Source organism: Nocardioides sp. YJ-D4 (assembly GCF_054031495.1).
Genome location: NZ_CM132932.1, coordinates 3,521,270 through 3,538,409 on the forward strand (window position 1 = coordinate 3,521,270; position 17,140 = coordinate 3,538,409).

At 68.8% G+C, this 17,140-nt stretch carries 16 protein-coding genes; 12 read left to right on the forward strand and 4 right to left on the reverse strand.

The window, feature by feature from the left end:
- Positions 1 to 393 carry a phage holin family protein gene (locus ACW14X_RS16820; RefSeq protein ID WP_160026516.1) on the reverse strand — a complete coding sequence of 131 codons (393 nt, stop codon included), beginning with the start codon at positions 391 to 393 and terminating at the stop codon, positions 1 to 3.
- Positions 394 to 469: 76 nt separating this feature from the next.
- Positions 470 to 1,141 carry a GntR family transcriptional regulator gene (locus tag ACW14X_RS16825; RefSeq protein WP_457162726.1) on the reverse strand — a complete coding sequence of 224 codons (672 nt, stop codon included), beginning with the start codon at positions 1,139 to 1,141 and terminating at the stop codon, positions 470 to 472.
- A gap of 124 nt (positions 1,142 to 1,265) precedes the next feature.
- On the opposite strand from ACW14X_RS16825, the gene ACW14X_RS16830 reads away from it, so the two are divergent.
- Both ACW14X_RS16830 and hisC read left to right on the forward strand, forming a co-directional pair.
- Positions 1,266 to 2,156: a dimethylarginine dimethylaminohydrolase family protein gene (locus ACW14X_RS16830; protein WP_457162727.1), complete on the forward strand. Its 891-nt coding sequence runs from the start codon at positions 1,266 to 1,268 to the stop codon at positions 2,154 to 2,156.
- Between the two features lie 11 nt (positions 2,157 to 2,167).
- Complete coding sequence (hisC, locus tag ACW14X_RS16835; protein WP_457162728.1) at positions 2,168 to 3,247, forward strand: histidinol-phosphate transaminase; 1,080 nt, start codon at positions 2,168 to 2,170, stop codon at positions 3,245 to 3,247.
- 88 nt (positions 3,248 to 3,335) lie between these two features.
- Here hisC and ACW14X_RS16840 read toward each other — a convergent pair whose 3' ends face one another.
- Positions 3,336 to 3,878 (reverse strand): hypothetical protein, encoded by a 543-nt coding sequence (locus ACW14X_RS16840; protein WP_457162729.1) that lies wholly within the window; start codon positions 3,876 to 3,878, stop codon positions 3,336 to 3,338.
- 602 nt (positions 3,879 to 4,480) lie between these two features.
- Here ACW14X_RS16840 and ACW14X_RS16845 point away from each other — a divergent pair.
- Genes ACW14X_RS16845 through ACW14X_RS16890 form a run of 10 tightly spaced genes read left to right on the forward strand, consistent with a single transcriptional unit; the run spans position 4,481 to position 15,783 of the window.
- Complete coding sequence (locus ACW14X_RS16845) at positions 4,481 to 7,825, forward strand: transglutaminase family protein (RefSeq protein ID WP_457162730.1); 3,345 nt, start codon at positions 4,481 to 4,483, stop codon at positions 7,823 to 7,825.
- Positions 7,822 to 10,290: a circularly permuted type 2 ATP-grasp protein gene (locus ACW14X_RS16850; RefSeq protein WP_457162731.1), complete on the forward strand. Its 2,469-nt coding sequence runs from the start codon at positions 7,822 to 7,824 to the stop codon at positions 10,288 to 10,290. The genes ACW14X_RS16845 and ACW14X_RS16850 overlap by 4 nt, the downstream gene beginning before the upstream one ends.
- 15 nt (positions 10,291 to 10,305) lie before the next feature.
- Complete coding sequence (locus tag ACW14X_RS16855) at positions 10,306 to 10,893, forward strand: hypothetical protein (RefSeq protein ID WP_457162732.1); 588 nt, start codon at positions 10,306 to 10,308, stop codon at positions 10,891 to 10,893.
- Positions 10,890 to 11,801: a transglutaminase family protein gene (locus tag ACW14X_RS16860; RefSeq protein WP_457162733.1), complete on the forward strand. Its 912-nt coding sequence runs from the start codon at positions 10,890 to 10,892 to the stop codon at positions 11,799 to 11,801. Before ACW14X_RS16855 ends, ACW14X_RS16860 begins: the two co-directional genes overlap by 4 nt.
- Before the next feature lie 16 nt (positions 11,802 to 11,817).
- Entirely contained in the window at positions 11,818 to 12,288 is a 471-nt protein-coding gene (locus ACW14X_RS16865) for a nuclear transport factor 2 family protein (RefSeq protein ID WP_350840908.1), read from the forward strand.
- A gap of 20 nt (positions 12,289 to 12,308) precedes the next feature.
- Positions 12,309 to 13,310 carry a zinc-binding metallopeptidase family protein gene (locus ACW14X_RS16870; RefSeq protein WP_160026525.1) on the forward strand — a complete coding sequence of 334 codons (1,002 nt, stop codon included), beginning with the start codon at positions 12,309 to 12,311 and terminating at the stop codon, positions 13,308 to 13,310.
- Between the two features lie 53 nt (positions 13,311 to 13,363).
- Positions 13,364 to 13,975, forward strand: coding sequence for a CDP-alcohol phosphatidyltransferase family protein (locus ACW14X_RS16875; protein ID WP_350718528.1), 612 nt, complete (start codon positions 13,364 to 13,366; stop codon positions 13,973 to 13,975).
- Complete coding sequence (locus ACW14X_RS16880) at positions 13,972 to 14,433, forward strand: hypothetical protein (protein WP_457162734.1); 462 nt, start codon at positions 13,972 to 13,974, stop codon at positions 14,431 to 14,433. The genes ACW14X_RS16875 and ACW14X_RS16880 overlap by 4 nt, the downstream gene beginning before the upstream one ends.
- Before the next feature lie 38 nt (positions 14,434 to 14,471).
- The gene (locus tag ACW14X_RS16885) at positions 14,472 to 15,446 is read left to right on the forward strand and encodes a glutathione S-transferase family protein (protein WP_457162735.1); all 975 of its coding nucleotides are present in this window, start codon (positions 14,472 to 14,474) and stop codon (positions 15,444 to 15,446) included.
- Entirely contained in the window at positions 15,436 to 15,783 is a 348-nt protein-coding gene (locus ACW14X_RS16890) for a hypothetical protein (protein WP_457162736.1), read from the forward strand. Before ACW14X_RS16885 ends, ACW14X_RS16890 begins: the two co-directional genes overlap by 11 nt.
- Before the next feature lie 88 nt (positions 15,784 to 15,871).
- Here ACW14X_RS16890 and ACW14X_RS16895 read toward each other — a convergent pair whose 3' ends face one another.
- Complete coding sequence (locus ACW14X_RS16895) at positions 15,872 to 16,921, reverse strand: DUF2855 family protein (RefSeq protein WP_457162737.1); 1,050 nt, start codon at positions 16,919 to 16,921, stop codon at positions 15,872 to 15,874.
- Positions 16,922 to 17,140 lie beyond the last annotated feature (219 nt).

Below are 17,140 nucleotides of genomic sequence, written 5' to 3' on the forward strand. Positions count from 1 at the left end.
TCACTCGTCGCTCTCCGGCCAGACGCGGTCGACGCCCCAGCCGACGATCGAGATGATGATGCCACCGAGGACCGCCGCCCAGAACCCGTCGACGTGGAAACCCACTCCGGTCGGGCCCAGGACCCACGCGGTCAGGCCGAGCATCGCCGCGTTGATCACCAGCAGGAGCAGGCCCAGGGTGAGCAGGATGAACGGGAACGTGAAGAACGTCACGATCGGCTTGACGAAGGACGACACGAGACCGAGCACGAGGGCGACGATCAGCAGCGGGAGCAGCTTCTGCTTGACCTCCTCCATGCCGCTGGTCGGGCCGTCGAAGTAGATCCCGCCGACGAGCCAGGTGGCCACGGCCAGAGCGATGGCGTTGGTGATGAGCCAGGTCACGATGCGCATGTTCGTGAGTGTGTCAGGCTCCGCTGGACGTACGTAAGGGGCGCGCGCGAGGTGTGGCGACTGTGTTACCCCGGGGTCACTGCTCCAGGCGGAGCGCCTTGCAGATGGCGTGGGCGGCGTCGGAGAGGTGCTTCTCCAGGAACTGCTCGGCGTCGTCGATGCGGTCCGCGTCGAGGAGGCGGACGAGGGCGGCGTGGTCCTCGGCCTGGTCGTGGGCGTTGCGGCGGATGCGGTCGACCTGGGCGAGCGAGAGCTTGAGCTCGAGCACCAGATGCTCCTGCATCGCGACCAGCCGCGGTGACCCGGTGAGAGCCACCAGCGAGAGATGGAAGGCGAGGTGGCGCTCGTTGAGCTCGCGGTAGGTCGCGCGCTCCGAGTGAACCGCCGAGATGTACGCATCGAGCGACTCGTGCACGGCCCGGCGCGCCTCGTCGGAGGCGCTCCGCCAGTTGCGTACCCCGGCCCCTTCGAGCACCCAGCGGGCGGCGCAGACGTCACGTACCGAGGCGGCCTCGGGGGTGGCGACGGCGACGCCCTTGTTGGGTGCGCGGGTGGCCAGGCCCTCGGCGACCAGGATGGTCAGTGCCTCACGGACGGTGGAGCGGCCGACGCCCAGCGACTCGGCGAGACCGTGCTCGCGCAGCGGCGTGCCCGACTCGAGCTCGCCCTCGAACACCGCCCGGCGGAGCTCGTCGGCGACGCGGTCGACCGTCGATGCGGGTTCGTCCAGGGTGAGCGACTCGAACATGGACCCATTGTCCTATCTGCGTCGGCTTCCGGTGATGACCGTTCGTGCTCTAACCTAACGGCACAGGATTGTCTGACAATCAGTCAATCAGGCAATCCGACGATCAGACCTGAGAGGGGTACGAGTGAGCACATCGCTGAGCTGGGGCCGTCACTACCTGATGACCGAGCCGACGCACTACCGCATCGACTACGCCATCAACCCGTTCATGGACACCGAGATCCAGCCGGATCCCGTCCGTGCTCGCGCGCAGTGGGACACCCTGAAGGCCACCATCGAGGAGCTCGGCGGCCGCGTCGACGTCATCGCGCCGCGCGAGGACAGCCCCGACATGGTCTACGCGATGAACCTCGGCTTCGCGGCCACCCTCGCGGACGGCCGCAGGCACGTGCTCCTCTCCCACATGCGCTTCCCTGAGCGCCGTAACGAGACGAACTCCGCGGTCGAGTGGTTCGCCGCGAACGGCTGGGGGACGGCGTACGTCGGCAAGGACGGGGTCGGACCGACCTTCGAGGCGGGCGACGTCTTCCCGTTCGCCGGCCACCTGGTCGCCGGCACCGGGCCGCGCACCGACGAGATGGCGCTGAAGACGCTGGCGACCGAGATGGGCGTGCGCGTCCTGGGCGTCCGGACGACCCACTCGGGGATGTACCACCTCGACCTGGCCTTCTGCCCGCTCGACGAGCGCCGCGCGATCATCTGCCCGGACGCGCTCGCTCCCGAGTCGGCGCAGGCGCTCGTCGACCTGGTCCCCGAGCCGCTGTTCATCACCGAGGAGGAGGCGCTCAGCACCTTCGCCGCCAACTCGATCGTGATCGGCCGGACCATCGTGATGCCCTCCTGCCCGGACCGCATCCGCCCCGTCCTCGAGGACTGGGGCTTCACGATCCGGATCGTCGAGATGAGCGAGCTCCACCTCGGTGGCGGGTCGGTGCGCTGCGTCACCAACCCGCTCGACATCGTGGTCGGCCGCGACGTTCCCGTGGTTTACGGCGGCGAGGTCATCCCGACCTAGGATCTCACGATATGAGCACCCCACAGCCCCGTCCCAGTGTCGCCGCGATGCCTGCGTACGTCGCGGGCAAGCCGCCGGTCGAGCGGCCCGGTCTGGTGACCTACAAGCTCTCGTCCAACGAGAACCCCTACCCGCCGCTGGACGGCGTGGTGGAGGTCGCGGCCGAGGCGGCGGGACGGGTCAACCGCTACCCCGACGCGGGCAACACGGAGCTGTACGAGGCGCTCGCGACGGCCTACAAGGTGCCGGCCGAGGAGCTCGCTCTCTCGACCGGCGCCGTGGCGCTGATCTTCCAGCTGGTCTCGGCCTACTGCGGTCCCGAGGACGAGGTCGTCTTCGCCTGGCGGAGCTTCGAGGCCTACCCGATCGCGGTGCTCGCGGCCGGAGCGACCGCGGTGAAGGTGCCGGTCACCGGGGACGGTCATCACGACCTGGACGCGATGGCGGCGGCCATCACGGAGCGTACGAAGGTCGTCTTCGTCTGCACGCCCAACAACCCCACCGGCACCTCGGTCACCCAGGCCGAGCTCGACGCCTTCCTCGCGAAGGTGCCCGAGCACGTGCTGGTCGTGGTCGACGAGGCCTACGCCGAGTTCGTACGCATGGACGACGCCGTCGACGGCATCGCCACCTACCGCGCGCGGACCAACGTGGTGGTGCTGCGTACGTTCTCCAAGGCCTACGGGCTGGCCGGCTTCCGGGTCGGCTACGCCTTCGCGCCGGCCCCGATCGCCGCCACCCTGCGGGCGATGGCGCTGCCCTTCGGCGTCAACGTGGTCGCCCAGGCCGCCGGCGTCGCCTCGCTCGAGCGGCAGACCGAGCTGCTGGCGCGCGTCGACGACGTGGTCGCCGAGCGGACCCGGGTGGTCGAGGGCGTCCGCGCCGCCGGCTGGGACATCCCCGACGCGCAGGGCAACTTCGTCTGGTTCGCCTTCGGCTCTCCCGAGCGCTGCGCCGAGTTCGCCGCGGCCGCCGACGAGGTCGGCCTGATGGTCCGTCCCTACCCGCCCGAGGGCGTACGCGTCTCGATCGGCGAGGCCGAGGCCAACACCCGCCTCATCGAGCTCGCGGGTTCGTTCCCGAAGGGCTGAGAGCCGGCCCCGCTCGGCGAAATAGCAGAGGTCCAACAGCGTCGACGCTGCTGGACCTCTGCTGATTGAGTGATGGTGGTGTGCGCCTTTACGGCACCGGGAGCTTCCCGAGGATCGAGCTGAGCAGGTCCGTCAGGACCGGGCCGACGACCGGGAGGCTGTTGACGATGCCGAGCAGGCTGTCGGTGACGCCGGGGAGCTCGGGAACGCCGGGAACTCCAGGGACGCCGGGAACGCCGGGAACGGGGACGTCCGGGATCGGAACGTCAGGGACCGGAACGTCCGGGACCGGGACCTCCGGGACAGGAACGTCCGCGGCAGGAACGTCCGCGGCCGGGCTGTCCGGAACGGGAACGTCCGGAGTCTCCGGGATCCCGGGACCTTCCGGTACGTCAGGGACCGGTGTGTCCGGTACGTCCGGGGTGTCGGGGACTTCCGGGACGTCGGGAACGTCGGGGGTCTCCGGGGTCTCCGGGGTGCCGGGTACGTCCGGGGTCTCCGGAGTGTCGGGAACGTCCGGGGTCTCCGGGGTGTCGGGTACGTCCGGAGTGCCGGGAACGTCGGGCGTCTCCGGGGTGTCGGGAACGTCCGGAGTCTCCGGGACGTCCGGGGTCTCCGGGGCGTCGGGCACGTCCGGAATCGGAGGGCCCGGAGTGCCGGGGACCGGCGGGTCAGGGATCGGTGGTGGAACGGGGCTGGCCATGGCTGGTGCGGCGACCGTGGCCAGTGCGAGTCCAGCGACGACAGCGGCGATTCGAGTCCGAGAATTCACGAAATCTCCTTAGCTTGCTGTTGGGTCCTGCCCGATGAATCCTGAAGCGATTTGAGTCATAATGTCAAGAACACTCCTGAATTGATCATTTCCTATACCAAAGCCGGTTTGAGTGGCGTAAACTCATCGATTCGCACTTCAACTGGCGTTGAAATCCCAGTCTTGTTCCAATCGAAGCGGTTCGGTGTTCATGCCCGAGCTGCGGGGATAAGCGGGGGCGATATCGCTTGCGGCGCCTGGTGGGCCGGCCTGTTTCCGATGTACCTCCCGGGGTAATAGAGCTGTTCGAACTGGCGAATGGGTAATTTCCCGGGTGTGAAACCCGGCATTTAGTCAGGGTGAAATGGGTTTACCAATCGGCGAATTCGGATCCCGTCGATTCGCCGTCGTGCTAAGCCGCATTTCGGGCGCGGCGGCGGTTCGTTACCCCGGTGCAACCTCGATCGGTCAGTCTTGACCCCATGTCGATCAAGGTTGCGCTCGAACATCGGACCACCTACGAGTTCGCGCAGCCGGTGGGGGTCGGTCCGCACGTCGTACGCCTGCGCCCGGCGCCACACACCCGGACCCCGATCGAGGCCTACTCGCTGTCGGTGACGCCGGCGGCGCACTTCATCAACTGGCAGCAGGACCCGTTCGGCAACTGGCTCGCACGGCTGGTCTTCCCGGAGAAGACGGACAAGCTCGAGGTCACCGTGGGGCTGGTCGCCGACATGGTGGTGATCAACCCGTTCGACTTCTTCGTGGAGGAGTACGCCGAGACCTTCCCCTTCGACTACGAGCCGCAGCTGAAGGCCGATCTGGCGCCCTACCTCCGCGACGTGGAGTCGGCGACGGCGGCCGATGCCTGGCGGCAGCAACTGCCGGAGTTGCCCGAGGACGGCGTCCGTACCGTCGACTTCCTGGCGAGCGTCAACCAGGCGGTCAACTCGGACGTCGCCTACTCGGTGCGGATGGAGCCAGGCGTACAGACTCCCGACGAGACCCTGCGGCTGGGCATCGGCTCGTGCCGCGACTCGGCGTGGCTGCTGGTGTCCCTGCTGCGTCAGTACGGCCTCGCGGCGCGGTTCGTCTCCGGCTATCTGGTGCAGCTGGCCGCCGACCAGAAGTCGCTCGACGGCCCCTCCGGCCCGACCGAGGACTTCACCGACCTGCACGCGTGGTGCGAGGTGTTCGTCCCGGGAGCCGGCTGGATCGGCCTCGACCCGACCTCGGCCCTGTTCGCCGGAGAGGGCCACATCCCGCTCTCGGCGACGCCGCACCCGTCCTCCGCGGCCCCGATCGAGGGGGCCACCGACCCGGTCGAGGTCACTTTCTCCTTCGCCAACGAGGTCACCCGGATCCACGAGGACCCGCGCGTGACGCTGCCCTACACCGCCCAGGAGTGGGACCGGATCGACGCCCTGGGCGAGGCGGTCGACCAGCGTCTCCAGGCAGCCGGCGCCGAGCTGACCATGGGCGGCGAGCCGACCTTCGTGTCCTTGGACGACCAGAAGAGTGCGCAGTGGAACACCGACGCCGACGGCCCGCACAAGCGCGAGCTCGCCACTGACCTCGCCGAGCGCCTGCGCAAGGTCTACGGCAAGGGCGGGATCGTCCACCGCGGCCAGGGCAAGTGGTACCCCGGTGAGCCCCTCCCGCGCTGGAACATCGACCTGCAGTGGCGTACGGACGGCCAACCGCTGTGGAGCGACCAGACCCTCTTCGCCGACCCCTGGCCCCCCGCCGAGGCGTCAGGCGCGTCGGCCGAGGCGTCAGGTACGTCGGGCGAGACGTCACCCGATGACAGCTCGGCCGACCTGAGTGACGCTTCGCCCGACCGGGGTGACGCTTCGGCAGTTGCGCTTCGCATTGCCAGGATTCTGGGGCTCCCCGAGGAGCAGGTGTTTCCGGCGTACGAGGATCCGCTGGCGAAGATCGCCCAGGAGGTGCGTCAGCCCGACGGCCCGAGGCCGGACGACGCCGCGGACCGCGGTGACCTGAACGTCACCGAGCTCGACAAGGAGGTCACCGAGCCGGTCGGCTGGGTGATCCCGATCAACACCAACGACGGGGAGTGGACGAGCCCGCAGTGGCGGTTCCGGCGCGGTCGGCTGGTGCTCGCGCCGGGCACCTCGGCGGTCGGGCTGCGGCTGCCGCTCGACTCGATCTCCTGGCACGACCCGGAGTTCCAGGGTGATCCGTCGTACCTGACCGCGGATGCGCCGCTCGAGCCGGAGATCCCGCAGGTCGCCGTCACCGATCCCGACGAGGCGCCGACCACCGCGCTCGCGATCGAGGAGCGCGACGGGCTGGTCCATGTGTTCCTGCCGCCGACCGACCGGCTGGAGGACTACGTCGCCCTGCTCCGGGTGATCGAGCGGGCTGTCACCGACCAGGGCACGCAGGTCGTGCTCGAGGGCTACGGCCCGCCGCCCGATGCCAGGCTGGCCCGGCTGACGGTCACCCCTGACCCGGGCGTGATCGAGGTCAACGTGCAGCCGACCGCCACCTGGGCTGAGCAGCGGGAGCTGATCACGACGCTTTACGAGCAGGCCCGTCAGGCTCGGCTGTCCACCGAGAAGTTCGATCTCGACGGGCTCCACACCGGCACCGGCGGCGGCAACCACCTCACCCTCGGCGGACGTAGCCCCGAGCGCAGCCCCCTGCTCCGACGGCCCGACCTGCTGGCCAGCCTGATCCGCTACTGGCAGCGCCATCCCTCCCTCTCCTATCTCTTCTCCGGCCGCTTCATCGGCCCGACCAGCCAGGCGCCGAGGTTCGACGAGGGCCGCCCGGAGGCGGTCTACGAGATGGAGATCGCGCTCCAGGAGGTCGCCCGGATCACCCGGGAGCACCCCGAACCCCGCCCGTGGATGATCGACCGTGCCCTGCGCCACCTGCTCACCGACCTGACCGGCAACACCCACCGCGCCGAGTTCTGCATCGACAAGCTCTACTCCCCGGACTCGTCCCGAGGACGCCTCGGTCTCCTCGAGCTCCGTGGCTTCGAGATGCCGCCGCACCCGCAGATGGCGCTCCTCCAGTCGCTCCTGGTCCGGAGCCTGGTCGCCTGGTTCTGGGAGGAGCCGTACGAGGCACCCCTGGTCCGCCACGGCAGCGCCCTCCACGAGGACTTCCTGCTCCCGCAGGGGTGCCTGCGCGACATCGAGGAGGTCGTGGCCGACCTGCGCCGCCACGGGATCCCCTTCGAGTCGCAGTGGCTGGCTGCGTACGCCGAGTTCCGCTTTCCACGGATCGGGCTCGCGCGGGTCGCCGTCGATCCCATGACCAGCATCGAGCTCGAGCTGCGGCAGGCGATCGAGCCCTGGAACGTCCTCGGCGAGGAGGCCACCGAGTCGGGCACGGCACGCTACGTCGACTCGTCGGTCGAGCGGGTTCAGATCTCGGCGAGAGGGATCGACCTCGACCGGCACCTGGTGACGTGTCAGGGTGTTCCGGTGCCGTTGACCCCCACTTCTGTGCCGGACACGTTCTACGCCGGCGTCCGGTTCAAGGCGTGGAGCCCGTGGTCGAGCCTCCATCCCAGCATCGACGTCCAGGCGCCGCTGCACTTCGACGTCGTCGACATCGCCTCCGAGACCAGCCTCGGTGGCGCGACGTACCACGTCGTGCACCCGGGAGGCCGCAGCTACGACCACCCGCCGGTGAACGCCAACGAGGCCGAGGCGCGCCGCGCGAGCAGGTTCGAGGCGCGCGGCCACACCTCCGGCCGTCTGGACGTCGCGGAGATGCGTGAGCGCGCGGCCCGCGGCACCACTCCCGACAACCCGCACACCCTGGATCTCCGACGGGTGGTGCGGTGACCGTCCTTCGCGAGTACGCCGACGCCCTCGGCCTCCTCGACGCCACCGACCAGCCCTACGACGAGGTCGTCGGGCCCGACGGCACCCTGCGCCCCGCGTGGAAGCCGATGGCCGAGACGGCCGTCTCGATCACGCCGGCGACGCTGAGCCGGATCGGCCACGACGTCGAGCGGTTCCTCGCCGACGACGGGGTCACCTACCTGCGTCCCGGCGCCAGACCCGAGCCCTGGCGGCTCGACCCCGTGCCGCTCGTCATCGACCCCGCGCAGTGGCGCATCCTCGAGGTCGGCCTGGCCCAGCGTGCCGAACTGCTCAATGCGATCCTCGTCGACCTCTACGGCCCGCAGCGTCTCCTCCAGGACGGGATCGTCCCGGCGGCAGTGGTCTTCGGCCATCACGGCTTCCATCGCGTCGCCGCCCGGGCCAGCAACCACGACCCGCGGCCGCTCGTTCTGGCCGCCACCGACCTGGGCCGTACCCCCGACGGTGAGTGGCGGGTGCTCGCCGACCGCACCCAGGCGCCGAGCGGGATCGGCTACGCGATGGAGAACCGCCGGGTGATCAGCCGGGTGCTCCCCGAGCTGCACCGCGATGCCGGGCTGCACCGGATGGAGCCCTACTTCGCGGCTCTCCGCAGCGCGCTGCTGGAGTCGGCGCCCGGTGACCAGGCCGACCCGCGGGTCGTCGTCCTGTCCCCGGGCACCCACTCCGAGACCGCCTACGACCAGGCCTTTCTCGCCTCGACGCTCGGCTTCCCGCTGGTCCAGGGCGCCGACCTGACCGTACGCAACGGCGAGGTCCTCATGCGCGGGCACGGCGACCGGCTGGAGCGGGTCGATGTGATCCTCCGTCGCGTCGACGCGACCTGGTCCGACCCCCTCGAGCTCCGCGGCGACAGCCAGCTCGGCGTGGCCGGCCTGATCGAGGCCGTACGCCGCGGCAACGTGCGGGTGGTCAACGGGTTCGGGGCCGGCGTACTCGAGAACCCGGGGCTGGTTCCCTATCTTCCCGCCGCCTGCGAGGCGCTGCTCGGGGAGCCGTTGCGGCTGGCGTCGCTCGGCACCTGGTGGTGCGGCGACCCCGCCCAGCGCGAGGAGGTCGAGCGGCGCCTGGCCGCGGGCGACCTGGTCGTGCGGACGCTGGAAGGGACGATCGTCGACGGAACGCCCGAGGAGCTGGCCGCCAGGATCGCGGCCGATCCCTACCGCCATGTCGGGCAGGAGAGGATCACGCTCTCCCAGGCTCCGACCTGGGCCGAGGGGCACGGTGCGGTCGGCCGGCCGCTGACGCTGCGTACGTTCTCGCTCCGCTACGGCTCTGCCTACCGGCCGCTCGTCGGTGGCCTGGCCTCGATCCGGGCCGACGAGACCGGGCTGCCGCCGTGCAGCAAGGACGTCTGGGTGCTCAAGGAGTCGCCGCAGGACGCCGACCAGGGTCTGGCCGACGTGCTCCCGATGACCCATTCGCGCTCGGTCACGGTGCTCGTCCCGCGTGCGCTCGAGGACATGTACTGGTCGGGGCGCTACGCGGAGCGTGCCGAGGACCTCATCCGGCTCATCCTGGCCACGCACGTGCTCGCCGAGGACTTCAGGACCAGGCCGCGTACGTCCGGCGGCATCAGCCTCGAGGTGATGCTGAGCGCGCTCGACCGCCTGGGCGGGCACGGCCACGCCGACGCCGACATCGACGCCGAGTTCCGGTCCATGCTGCTGGACGCCGACCGTCCGGGGTCGGCCGCGCAGTCGCTGGCCGGGATGCGACAGGCCTTCAGTGGCGTACGCGACCAGCTCAGCCCCGACATGTGGCGGATCTTCTCCGCGACCGACCGGGCCGCCGAGGAGCTCCGGGTCAACCCGCACTCGCTGCAGATCGCCGAGTCGGGTGCCGAGATGCTGCACGGCATCCTGGCGATGCAGGGGATCGTGGCGAGCATGATCCGCGACGAGGGCTACCACTCGATCCGGCTGGGACGGTTCCTCGAGCGTTCGATGCAGGTCTGTCATCTGCTCCGGGCGACGACCACGGTGCGGAGGGGGCTCGAGGTCGACCGGGCCGTGCTCAATGCCGTCCTCGCCTCCGCCGAGTCCGCGGTCACCCACCGCCGCCGCTACCGGGGCTACGTACGCACCGGGGGAGTGCTCGACCTGCTCATCATGGACCGCGACAACCCCCGCTCGCTCGCCTTCTGCCTGCACGAGCTGCGCCTCCACCTCACCAAGCTCCCCGGCTCGACCGGCTCCTCCCGCCCCGAGCGGCTCCTCGACGACATCACCGACATGCTCGACCGCACCGAGGTCGCCGGTCTCGTCGCCATCGGCGGTGTCGGCCGCCCCAACCTGGAGTCCTTCCTCGACCAGGTCCAGGCCCAGCTCGTCCGCCTCGCCGACGCAATCAGCGACGTCTACTTCGCCACCGGCCCCGCCCCTCAGCCCCTCAACGCCCTCCCGGCGCAATCGCTCACTTGAGCATAGGTTGGTGGCATGGACAGTACGTCTGATCGCGAGCACGAGAAGGCTTCCCGCAATCGGCCGCGCGGTCGGCGCGTGGTCTGGGTGGGGAGACGACCTCCCGTCGAAGGCGCTCCGTCAGCACTTCCGGGGGTCGTTGTGGAGGACTTGCCCGACGGTTGGACGTTCGTCTCGTGGCTCGACAAGGACGGCTGGTACTGCCCTGATGCGGTCTATGAGTTGAAGAACCTACGAGTGGTCTCCGAAGCTGAGTTCGACGACGCGGTCCGTGCTGTCCGCAGCAGGCCAGATTGGAAGGGGATCGTTCATGACGTCGTGGACGATCCGGAGCCGTCGCCGTACGTCGTCGGTGCCTCGGTCATGTGGATCGGGCCGGTTCTTGGGGACAACGGCTGGGACCCTTGTATCGACGCCTGGAGACTGGCGGTGTTCGGCAAGGCGTCGGGGCCGCCGACTCGTGGCCAGCGGGGTCGAATCGTCGAGATCTCGCAGAGCGGGGCGCTTCGCGTGCGGTGGATCGACGGGGATCGCGAATTCGAGGCACGAGACTTCATCGACCCCGGCGACGTGGCGGTGCTCGGGATAGCATCCGGCGGGTGAGATACCGGGTCAGCCACACGACGACCTACTCCTATGACGAGGACGTGACGAACTCGTTCGGGATCGCCAACGTCACGCCGCGGGAACTGCCTCACCAGCATGTCGAGAAGGCCGAGGTCCGGATCACGCCGACGCCGGCGGACCAGTCGAGCGATGTCGACTTCTACGGCAACACGGTGACGTACTTCCAGGTCCTCGAGCCGCATCGGCTGCTCGAGATCACGGCGGTCTCCGAGGTCGAGGTCAGCACGCCGGTCTATGACGAGGCGAGCTTCGACCAGCCGTGGGAGCGGGCGCGGCCGCTGGTCGACCCGACGATTCCCGGCGCCTGGCGGGCGACCGACCTGGCGGTGGCGTCGCCGCTGGTGGAGCACACCCAGGAGGCGTACGACTTCGGTGCCGTCTCCTTGACCGAACAGCGACCGATCGTGGAGGCGGCGGAGGATCTGATGCACCGGATCCACGCCGGGTTCGACTACGACGACACCGCCACGACGGTCACTTCGACGATCCCGGAGATCTTCGAGGCCGAGGGTGGTGTCTGCCAGGATTTCGCTCACCTGATGTTGGCCTGTTTTCGAGCGCACGGGCTCGCGGCCCGCTATGTTTCCGGCTACCTCGCCACCACCCCTCCGCCGGGGAAGCCGCGGCTCGTCGGAGCCGATGCCTCCCATGCCTGGGTGGAGGTGTGGGTGCCCCACTACGGGGCAGACCGCAGCGGCGCGGGGACGGGCCAGTGGCTCGCCCTCGATCCGACGAACGACACCAGGGCCGACGATCGCTACGTGAGCGTCGCCTGGGGACGTGACTATGCCGATGTGCCTCCTGTGAAGGGGGTCATCTACACCGAAGCCACCACCTCGACCTTGACCGTCTCTGTCGATGTGGCCCCCGACCAGCAGGAGTAAAGTTACGGTGTTGCTCGTGGGACAGCCTCCGCAGCGGGCGAGCATCGTGACCCGCGGCAGCCGCTGGCGTCGCGGAGTACGCATATCCGGAGTGCTGGTGGTCGCCGCGGCTCTCACCGCGCTCACGCTCTGGCTGCTGGCGCGCGGCTCGACGCCGGCCGAGGTCACCCGCGAGTTCATGGAGACCACCTCGGTCACCACCCTCTACGAGCTGGCCTCCGACGAGGGCGACGAGCTTCTCGACGGCGGCGGCGCGAGCGCGATGATCGACGCCGCGGAGGGGAAGCGCACCTACGCCGATCCCAACCCGCGCGCGGTGAGCCGGGACATGGTCTTCGGCGAGCCGGAGATGTACGGCGACGCCGCTCAGGTCACCGTCAGGGTCTCCTACACCGCCGAGGACGGCTCCGTACCGGACGAGTCGATGGTCGTGGTCCTCGTCCGGGAGGACGGCGAGTGGCGCGTCGAGAGCTGGGGGACGGCCTGAGACGGCCGATGATGGGCGACATGGAAGCGTTCACCTGTCGGGAGTGCGGCAACCGTCTCTACTTCGAGAACTCGGCGTGCGTCTCGTGCGGCACCCGGCTCGCCTACTCCCGCGAGGAGCGCGCGATCGTTCCGGTCTCGTCCGAGGGCAGGTACGTCGACAGCGAAGGCTACATCTGGTGGGTCTGCGCCAACACGCTCGAGACGGGATGCACCTGGCTGGCCCGTATCGAAGGCGGCATCTGCTTCGCCTGCGAGCTGACCCGGACCCGGCCCAACGACGCCGCGCCCGAGTTCGTCCAGCAGCAGTACTCCCTTGCCGAACAGGCGAAACGTCACCTCGTGGTCGAGCTCGACAACCTCGGTCTGGAGATCCGTACCAAGGCCGAGGACCCGGCCGAGGGGCTCACCTTCGACCTGCTGGCCAGCGACGGCGTCGCGTCCACCCCCGACGTGGTCATCGGTCACGACGGCGGCGTGATCACGATCGACCTGGCCGAGTCCGACGACGCCTATCGTGAGCACGTCCGGGCGACGCTCGACGAGCCCTACCGCACGCTGCTCGGCCACTTCCGGCACGAGGTCGGCCACTACTACGAGTGGCAGCTGGTCCGTGGGCCTGAGCTGATGGAGCGCTGCACCGAGGTCTTCGGCGACGAGTCGGTCTCCTACGAGGAGTCGCTCCAGCGCCACTACTCCGAAGGGCCACCCGCGGGCTGGACGGAGAACTACATCTCGACCTACGCCACCATGCACCCCTTCGAGGACTTCGCCGAGACCTGGGCCCACTACCTGCACATCCGCGACACGCTCGGGTCTGCGGCGGCGTACGGGCTCGCCGACCCGGTGCCCGCCGAGATGCCGTTCCGGCAGGTCGTCACCGACATCTGGGTGCCCCTCTCGGCCGCGCTGAACGTCATCAACCGGTCCATGGGCCACGACGATCTGTATCCGTTCGTCATCCCGCCCGCGGTCCTGGACAAGCTCGACTTCGTGGCCTCCCTGGTGCGCGAACAGCGCTGAGCCGCGGGTCGATTCCACCGGACTGCGCCCATCGGCACTCTATGCTCCGGACCATGATCGAAACCGCCGTCGTCCTCGACGCCAAGGAGCGCGCCCGGCCCGAGTCGGAACGGCTGTGGACGTCGGCGACGGTGATCACGTTCGTACGCACCATCGCGTCGGTGGTGCTGTCGGCGAGCGCTGCGTCTCAGGGCAGCCTGACGCTCCTGGTCATCGCGCTGGTCGTCTACTGGGCCGGGGACAGCCTCGACGGCGCGGTCGCCCGGTGGCGCGACGAGGAGACACGGATCGGCGGCGTGCTCGACATCTTCTCCGACCGTCTCTGCGCGGCGGCGTTCTACGTCGGGCTGGCGTTCCTGCAGCCCGACCTGTCGCCGGCGATCTTCGTCTACCTGGCGGAGTTCATGGTGATCGACTGCTTCCTCTCGATCGCCTACCTGGCCTGGCCGATCAAGAGCCCGAACTACTTCTACGTCATCGACCGGACGCTGTGGCGGTGGAACTGGTCCCATCCGGGCAAGGCGCTCAACTCCGGGCTCTTCGCGATCCTGCTGCTGGTCACCGGCTGGATGTGGCTGGGGCTGGCGATCGCCACGGCCCTGCTGATCATGAAGTGCGTCTCGCTGGGACGGCTCCTCAGGATCGGCATACCCGTGCCCAGATGAGACTTCTGATCGGCACCCTGCTCTTCTGTCTCGGCTCTGCGCTCATCCCGGTGATGAACGCCGAGGCGTACCTGTCCGTCGTCGCCCAGAACTCCGGTTGGGGGCCGCCGTTGCTCGGGTTCGTCGCCGGTCTCGGCCAGACCGGCGGCAAGGTCGTCTGGTACTACGCCGGTCGTGGGTCCACCCAGATCCCCTGGATCAGGAAGAAGCTCGAGTCGCCCAAGTGGCAGGGCTCCTATGACCGCTGGTACGCCCGGACCTCGGGTCGCCCGGTTCTGGCCACCGCACTCCTGGCCGCGTCGGGCCTCTCCGGCTTTCCGCCGCTCGCGGTGATGTCGGTGCTCTTCGGCGCGTTGCGGTTCAACCTGCCGATCTTCACGCTCACGGTGCTCATCTCTCGTGCGCTGCGGTTCTGGTTGATCCTGGAGGCGGCGGGTCTCGCCTGGACGTTCCTCTGATTCGCTTCAGGATTCAACCACACCGTTAGAGTGAGGCCATGCGGGAGAAGGCGACCTACGTACAACCGGGCACTGAGTTCAACCGGGACATGAACTACATCCCGGACCGGATCACGCGAGAGGCGCGGAAGCCCGAGTTCGGGCCGAGCGACGTGCCGTTGTGGCCGGTCGAGCCGGGCCGCTACCGACTGGTCGCGGCCGCCGCGTGCCCCTGGGCCAACCGCGCGATCATCGTCCGCAACCTGCTCGGGCTGCAGGACGTCATCTCCCTCGGCCTCGCCGGCCCGACGCACGACGCCCGGTCGTGGACCTTCGACCTCGACCCCGGCGGCGTCGACCCGGTGCTCGGTATCGAGCGGCTGCAGGAGGCGTACTTCAAGCGCTACCCCGACTACCCGCGCGGCATCACGGTGCCGGCGATCGTCGAGGAGGCCTCCGGCAAGGTCGTCACCAACGACTTCCCGTGGATCACCCACGACTTCTTCCACGAGTGGACCGACTTCTTCGCCGACGACGCGCCCGACCTGTGGCCGTGGGCGCTGCGCGAGGAGATGGACGAGGTCAACCAGCGGGTCTTCACCGAGGTCAACAACGGGGTCTACCGGTGTGGCTTCGCCGGCTCCCAGGAGGCGTACGACGCGGCGTACTCACGTCTCTTCGCCGCCCTCGACTGGCTCGAGGAGCGGCTCTCCGGGCAGCGCTACCTGGTCGGCGACCAGCTCACCGAGTCCGACATCCGGCTGTTCACGACGCTGGCCCGCTTCGACGCGGTCTACCACGGCCACTTCAAGTGCAACCGGCAGAAGCTGGTCGAGTTCCCCGCGCTGTGGGCCTACGCGCGCGACCTCTACCAGACCCCCGGGATCGGCGAGACGCTCGACTTCGACCAGATCAAGCAGCACTACTACGTCGTCCACACCGACCTGAACCCGACACAGATCGTCCCCGCCGGCCCCGACCTCTCCGGCTGGGACGAGCCGCACGGACGGGAGGCGCTTTCGAGTGGCAGTTGAGAGTCGCGACCTTCTCCCCGATGAGGTCAGAGCGAACCTCGGCTTCGGGCGGCATGGTGTGAGGATCTCGAGAGAGCGCGGTTCCTTCGAATTGCGCGGCGACCTGAATTCAGGTCAAGAGGCGTATTTCGACCCAGCATGCAAGGAGCTGATCTCTGAAGCGGTGCAATGGCGCGTTCAAAGGTTCTTCCAAGGGCTTGATGGCGAGGTCGTCGAGCGCCTCCATGAGCGTGGGTACGCTGCCACGCTCGACCCTCGCGGGGGATTCTCCGCGCCAGACGTACCGCCTGAGGAGCTCAGGGAGTGTCTTCACGCGGTCTATGAGCAGTACAAATGACGACTCAGTTGTGAATGTCATCGGCTAGCCGCTCGCCTCGCCGCGCCGGACGGTCGCGACCACAGAAATTCCGACCCTCGACAGGGAATCAGTCCGCGTTGGGGAGGAAGACGTGGCCGACGGCTGGGTCCGTCGAGCCGTCGTGGAATCCGGCTATCACCGCCGGGGCGTCCTCGAGGCCGGCGTGCTCGAGCAGCTCGATCGATGGCTGCTCCGTTCCTCCTACGCGCTCGAGGAAGGCTCGCTCGTCGCGTCGATAGCGCTGCATGAACGCTCGCGACTGGCCCTCGGCCTTGTAGGCGTCGAGCTGGAGGGCGGCGAAGAAGAAGACCGGAGCCGGTCCCACGAGGCTGTCGTCGGCCTCGGGGAAGCCGTCGGCTTGGGTCGACCCGATGAGGCAGTCGAACGCGAGCCGGTCACCGAAGTGCTCGTGCACCCGGCGGCGCAGGTCGCCGTCGCCTGACAGGTCGACATAGACGGTCCGTCTGGTGCTGTCGATGGCTGTCAGATCGGCGTACTCATGTGTCGCTGTGTAGTGGCCGAGGCCCTTCACGAACTCGACGTTCCGGGCGGAGGTGAGCGCGATCCGCTGTGCCGGTGAGTCGGCGAGGCAGTAGGCGGCGCCGTACGCCGTCTTGCTCGAGGCGCTCGAGATCACGAACTGCTCGGCGTCGAAGAAGTCGCGATCACGGAGGTAGTCGGCGGCGGTGTAGGAGGTGATGAACAGGGCGCGGAAGATGGCGGTGAGGCTGTCCAGGCGCGGATCGGACTCTCGGGGTTCGAACTCGTAGAGGTTGTAGACCTGAGGCGTCCCGGTGCGGTGTCCGGCACCGTCGACGAAGCTGCGCGAGGTGACCGACGTGGGTCGCATCGTCAGATGGGTCGCGATGGGGAAGTAGCCGAAGACCCGCGTCCCCACGGGGACGTCGGAGGCCCTCGACTCGATGATCTCCGCGTGCCCCCACGCCGGCATGCAGCCGTACCCGGACTGTTGGGCCGGGAACAGATTCCAATAGCCCAGAGCGTCGCCGTAGACGGCGTAGGTCATGTTGTTCGTCGTCAGGGCGAAGCGTTCGATCCGTGCCAGCACCTCACCCTCGTCGAGCTGTGGTGTCGGGAGTTCCACCAGGTCAGCCACGCCAAGGTCGCTCTTGAGCGACTCCACTCGGGCAAATCGAGTCATCGGTTCCTCATCTCCTGGGCCGGGACATCAGCGCGTCCCGTAGAACTTACTAAGCGCTTGCTTAGTTGTCTATGTTCACGTCGCTCGGACCCTTTCTCTCCCCGGGGCCGGGTACCGTGTGGCTATGCCGATGTGCCACGGATCACAAGCCCGTGATCGGCGTAGCCAGCGGTG

What these genes read in the sequence shown, in the direction of transcription:
- ACW14X_RS16885 (WP_457162735.1), top strand. Translation starts at nt 14,472, where the DNA reads ATGCGGGAGAAGGCGACCTACGTACAACCGGGCACTGAGTTCAACCGG.
- ACW14X_RS16845 (WP_457162730.1), top strand. Translation starts at nt 4,481, where the DNA reads ATGTCGATCAAGGTTGCGCTCGAACATCGGACCACCTACGAGTTCGCG.
- ACW14X_RS16820 (WP_160026516.1), bottom strand. Translation starts at nt 393, where the DNA reads ATGCGCATCGTGACCTGGCTCATCACCAACGCCATCGCTCTGGCCGTG.
- ACW14X_RS16825 (WP_457162726.1), bottom strand. Translation starts at nt 1,141, where the DNA reads ATGTTCGAGTCGCTCACCCTGGACGAACCCGCATCGACGGTCGACCGC.
- ACW14X_RS16875 (WP_350718528.1), top strand. Translation starts at nt 13,364, where the DNA reads ATGATCGAAACCGCCGTCGTCCTCGACGCCAAGGAGCGCGCCCGGCCC.
- ACW14X_RS16880 (WP_457162734.1), top strand. Translation starts at nt 13,972, where the DNA reads ATGAGACTTCTGATCGGCACCCTGCTCTTCTGTCTCGGCTCTGCGCTC.
- ACW14X_RS16870 (WP_160026525.1), top strand. Translation starts at nt 12,309, where the DNA reads ATGGAAGCGTTCACCTGTCGGGAGTGCGGCAACCGTCTCTACTTCGAG.
- hisC (WP_457162728.1), top strand. Translation starts at nt 2,168, where the DNA reads ATGAGCACCCCACAGCCCCGTCCCAGTGTCGCCGCGATGCCTGCGTAC.
- ACW14X_RS16855 (WP_457162732.1), top strand. Translation starts at nt 10,306, where the DNA reads ATGGACAGTACGTCTGATCGCGAGCACGAGAAGGCTTCCCGCAATCGG.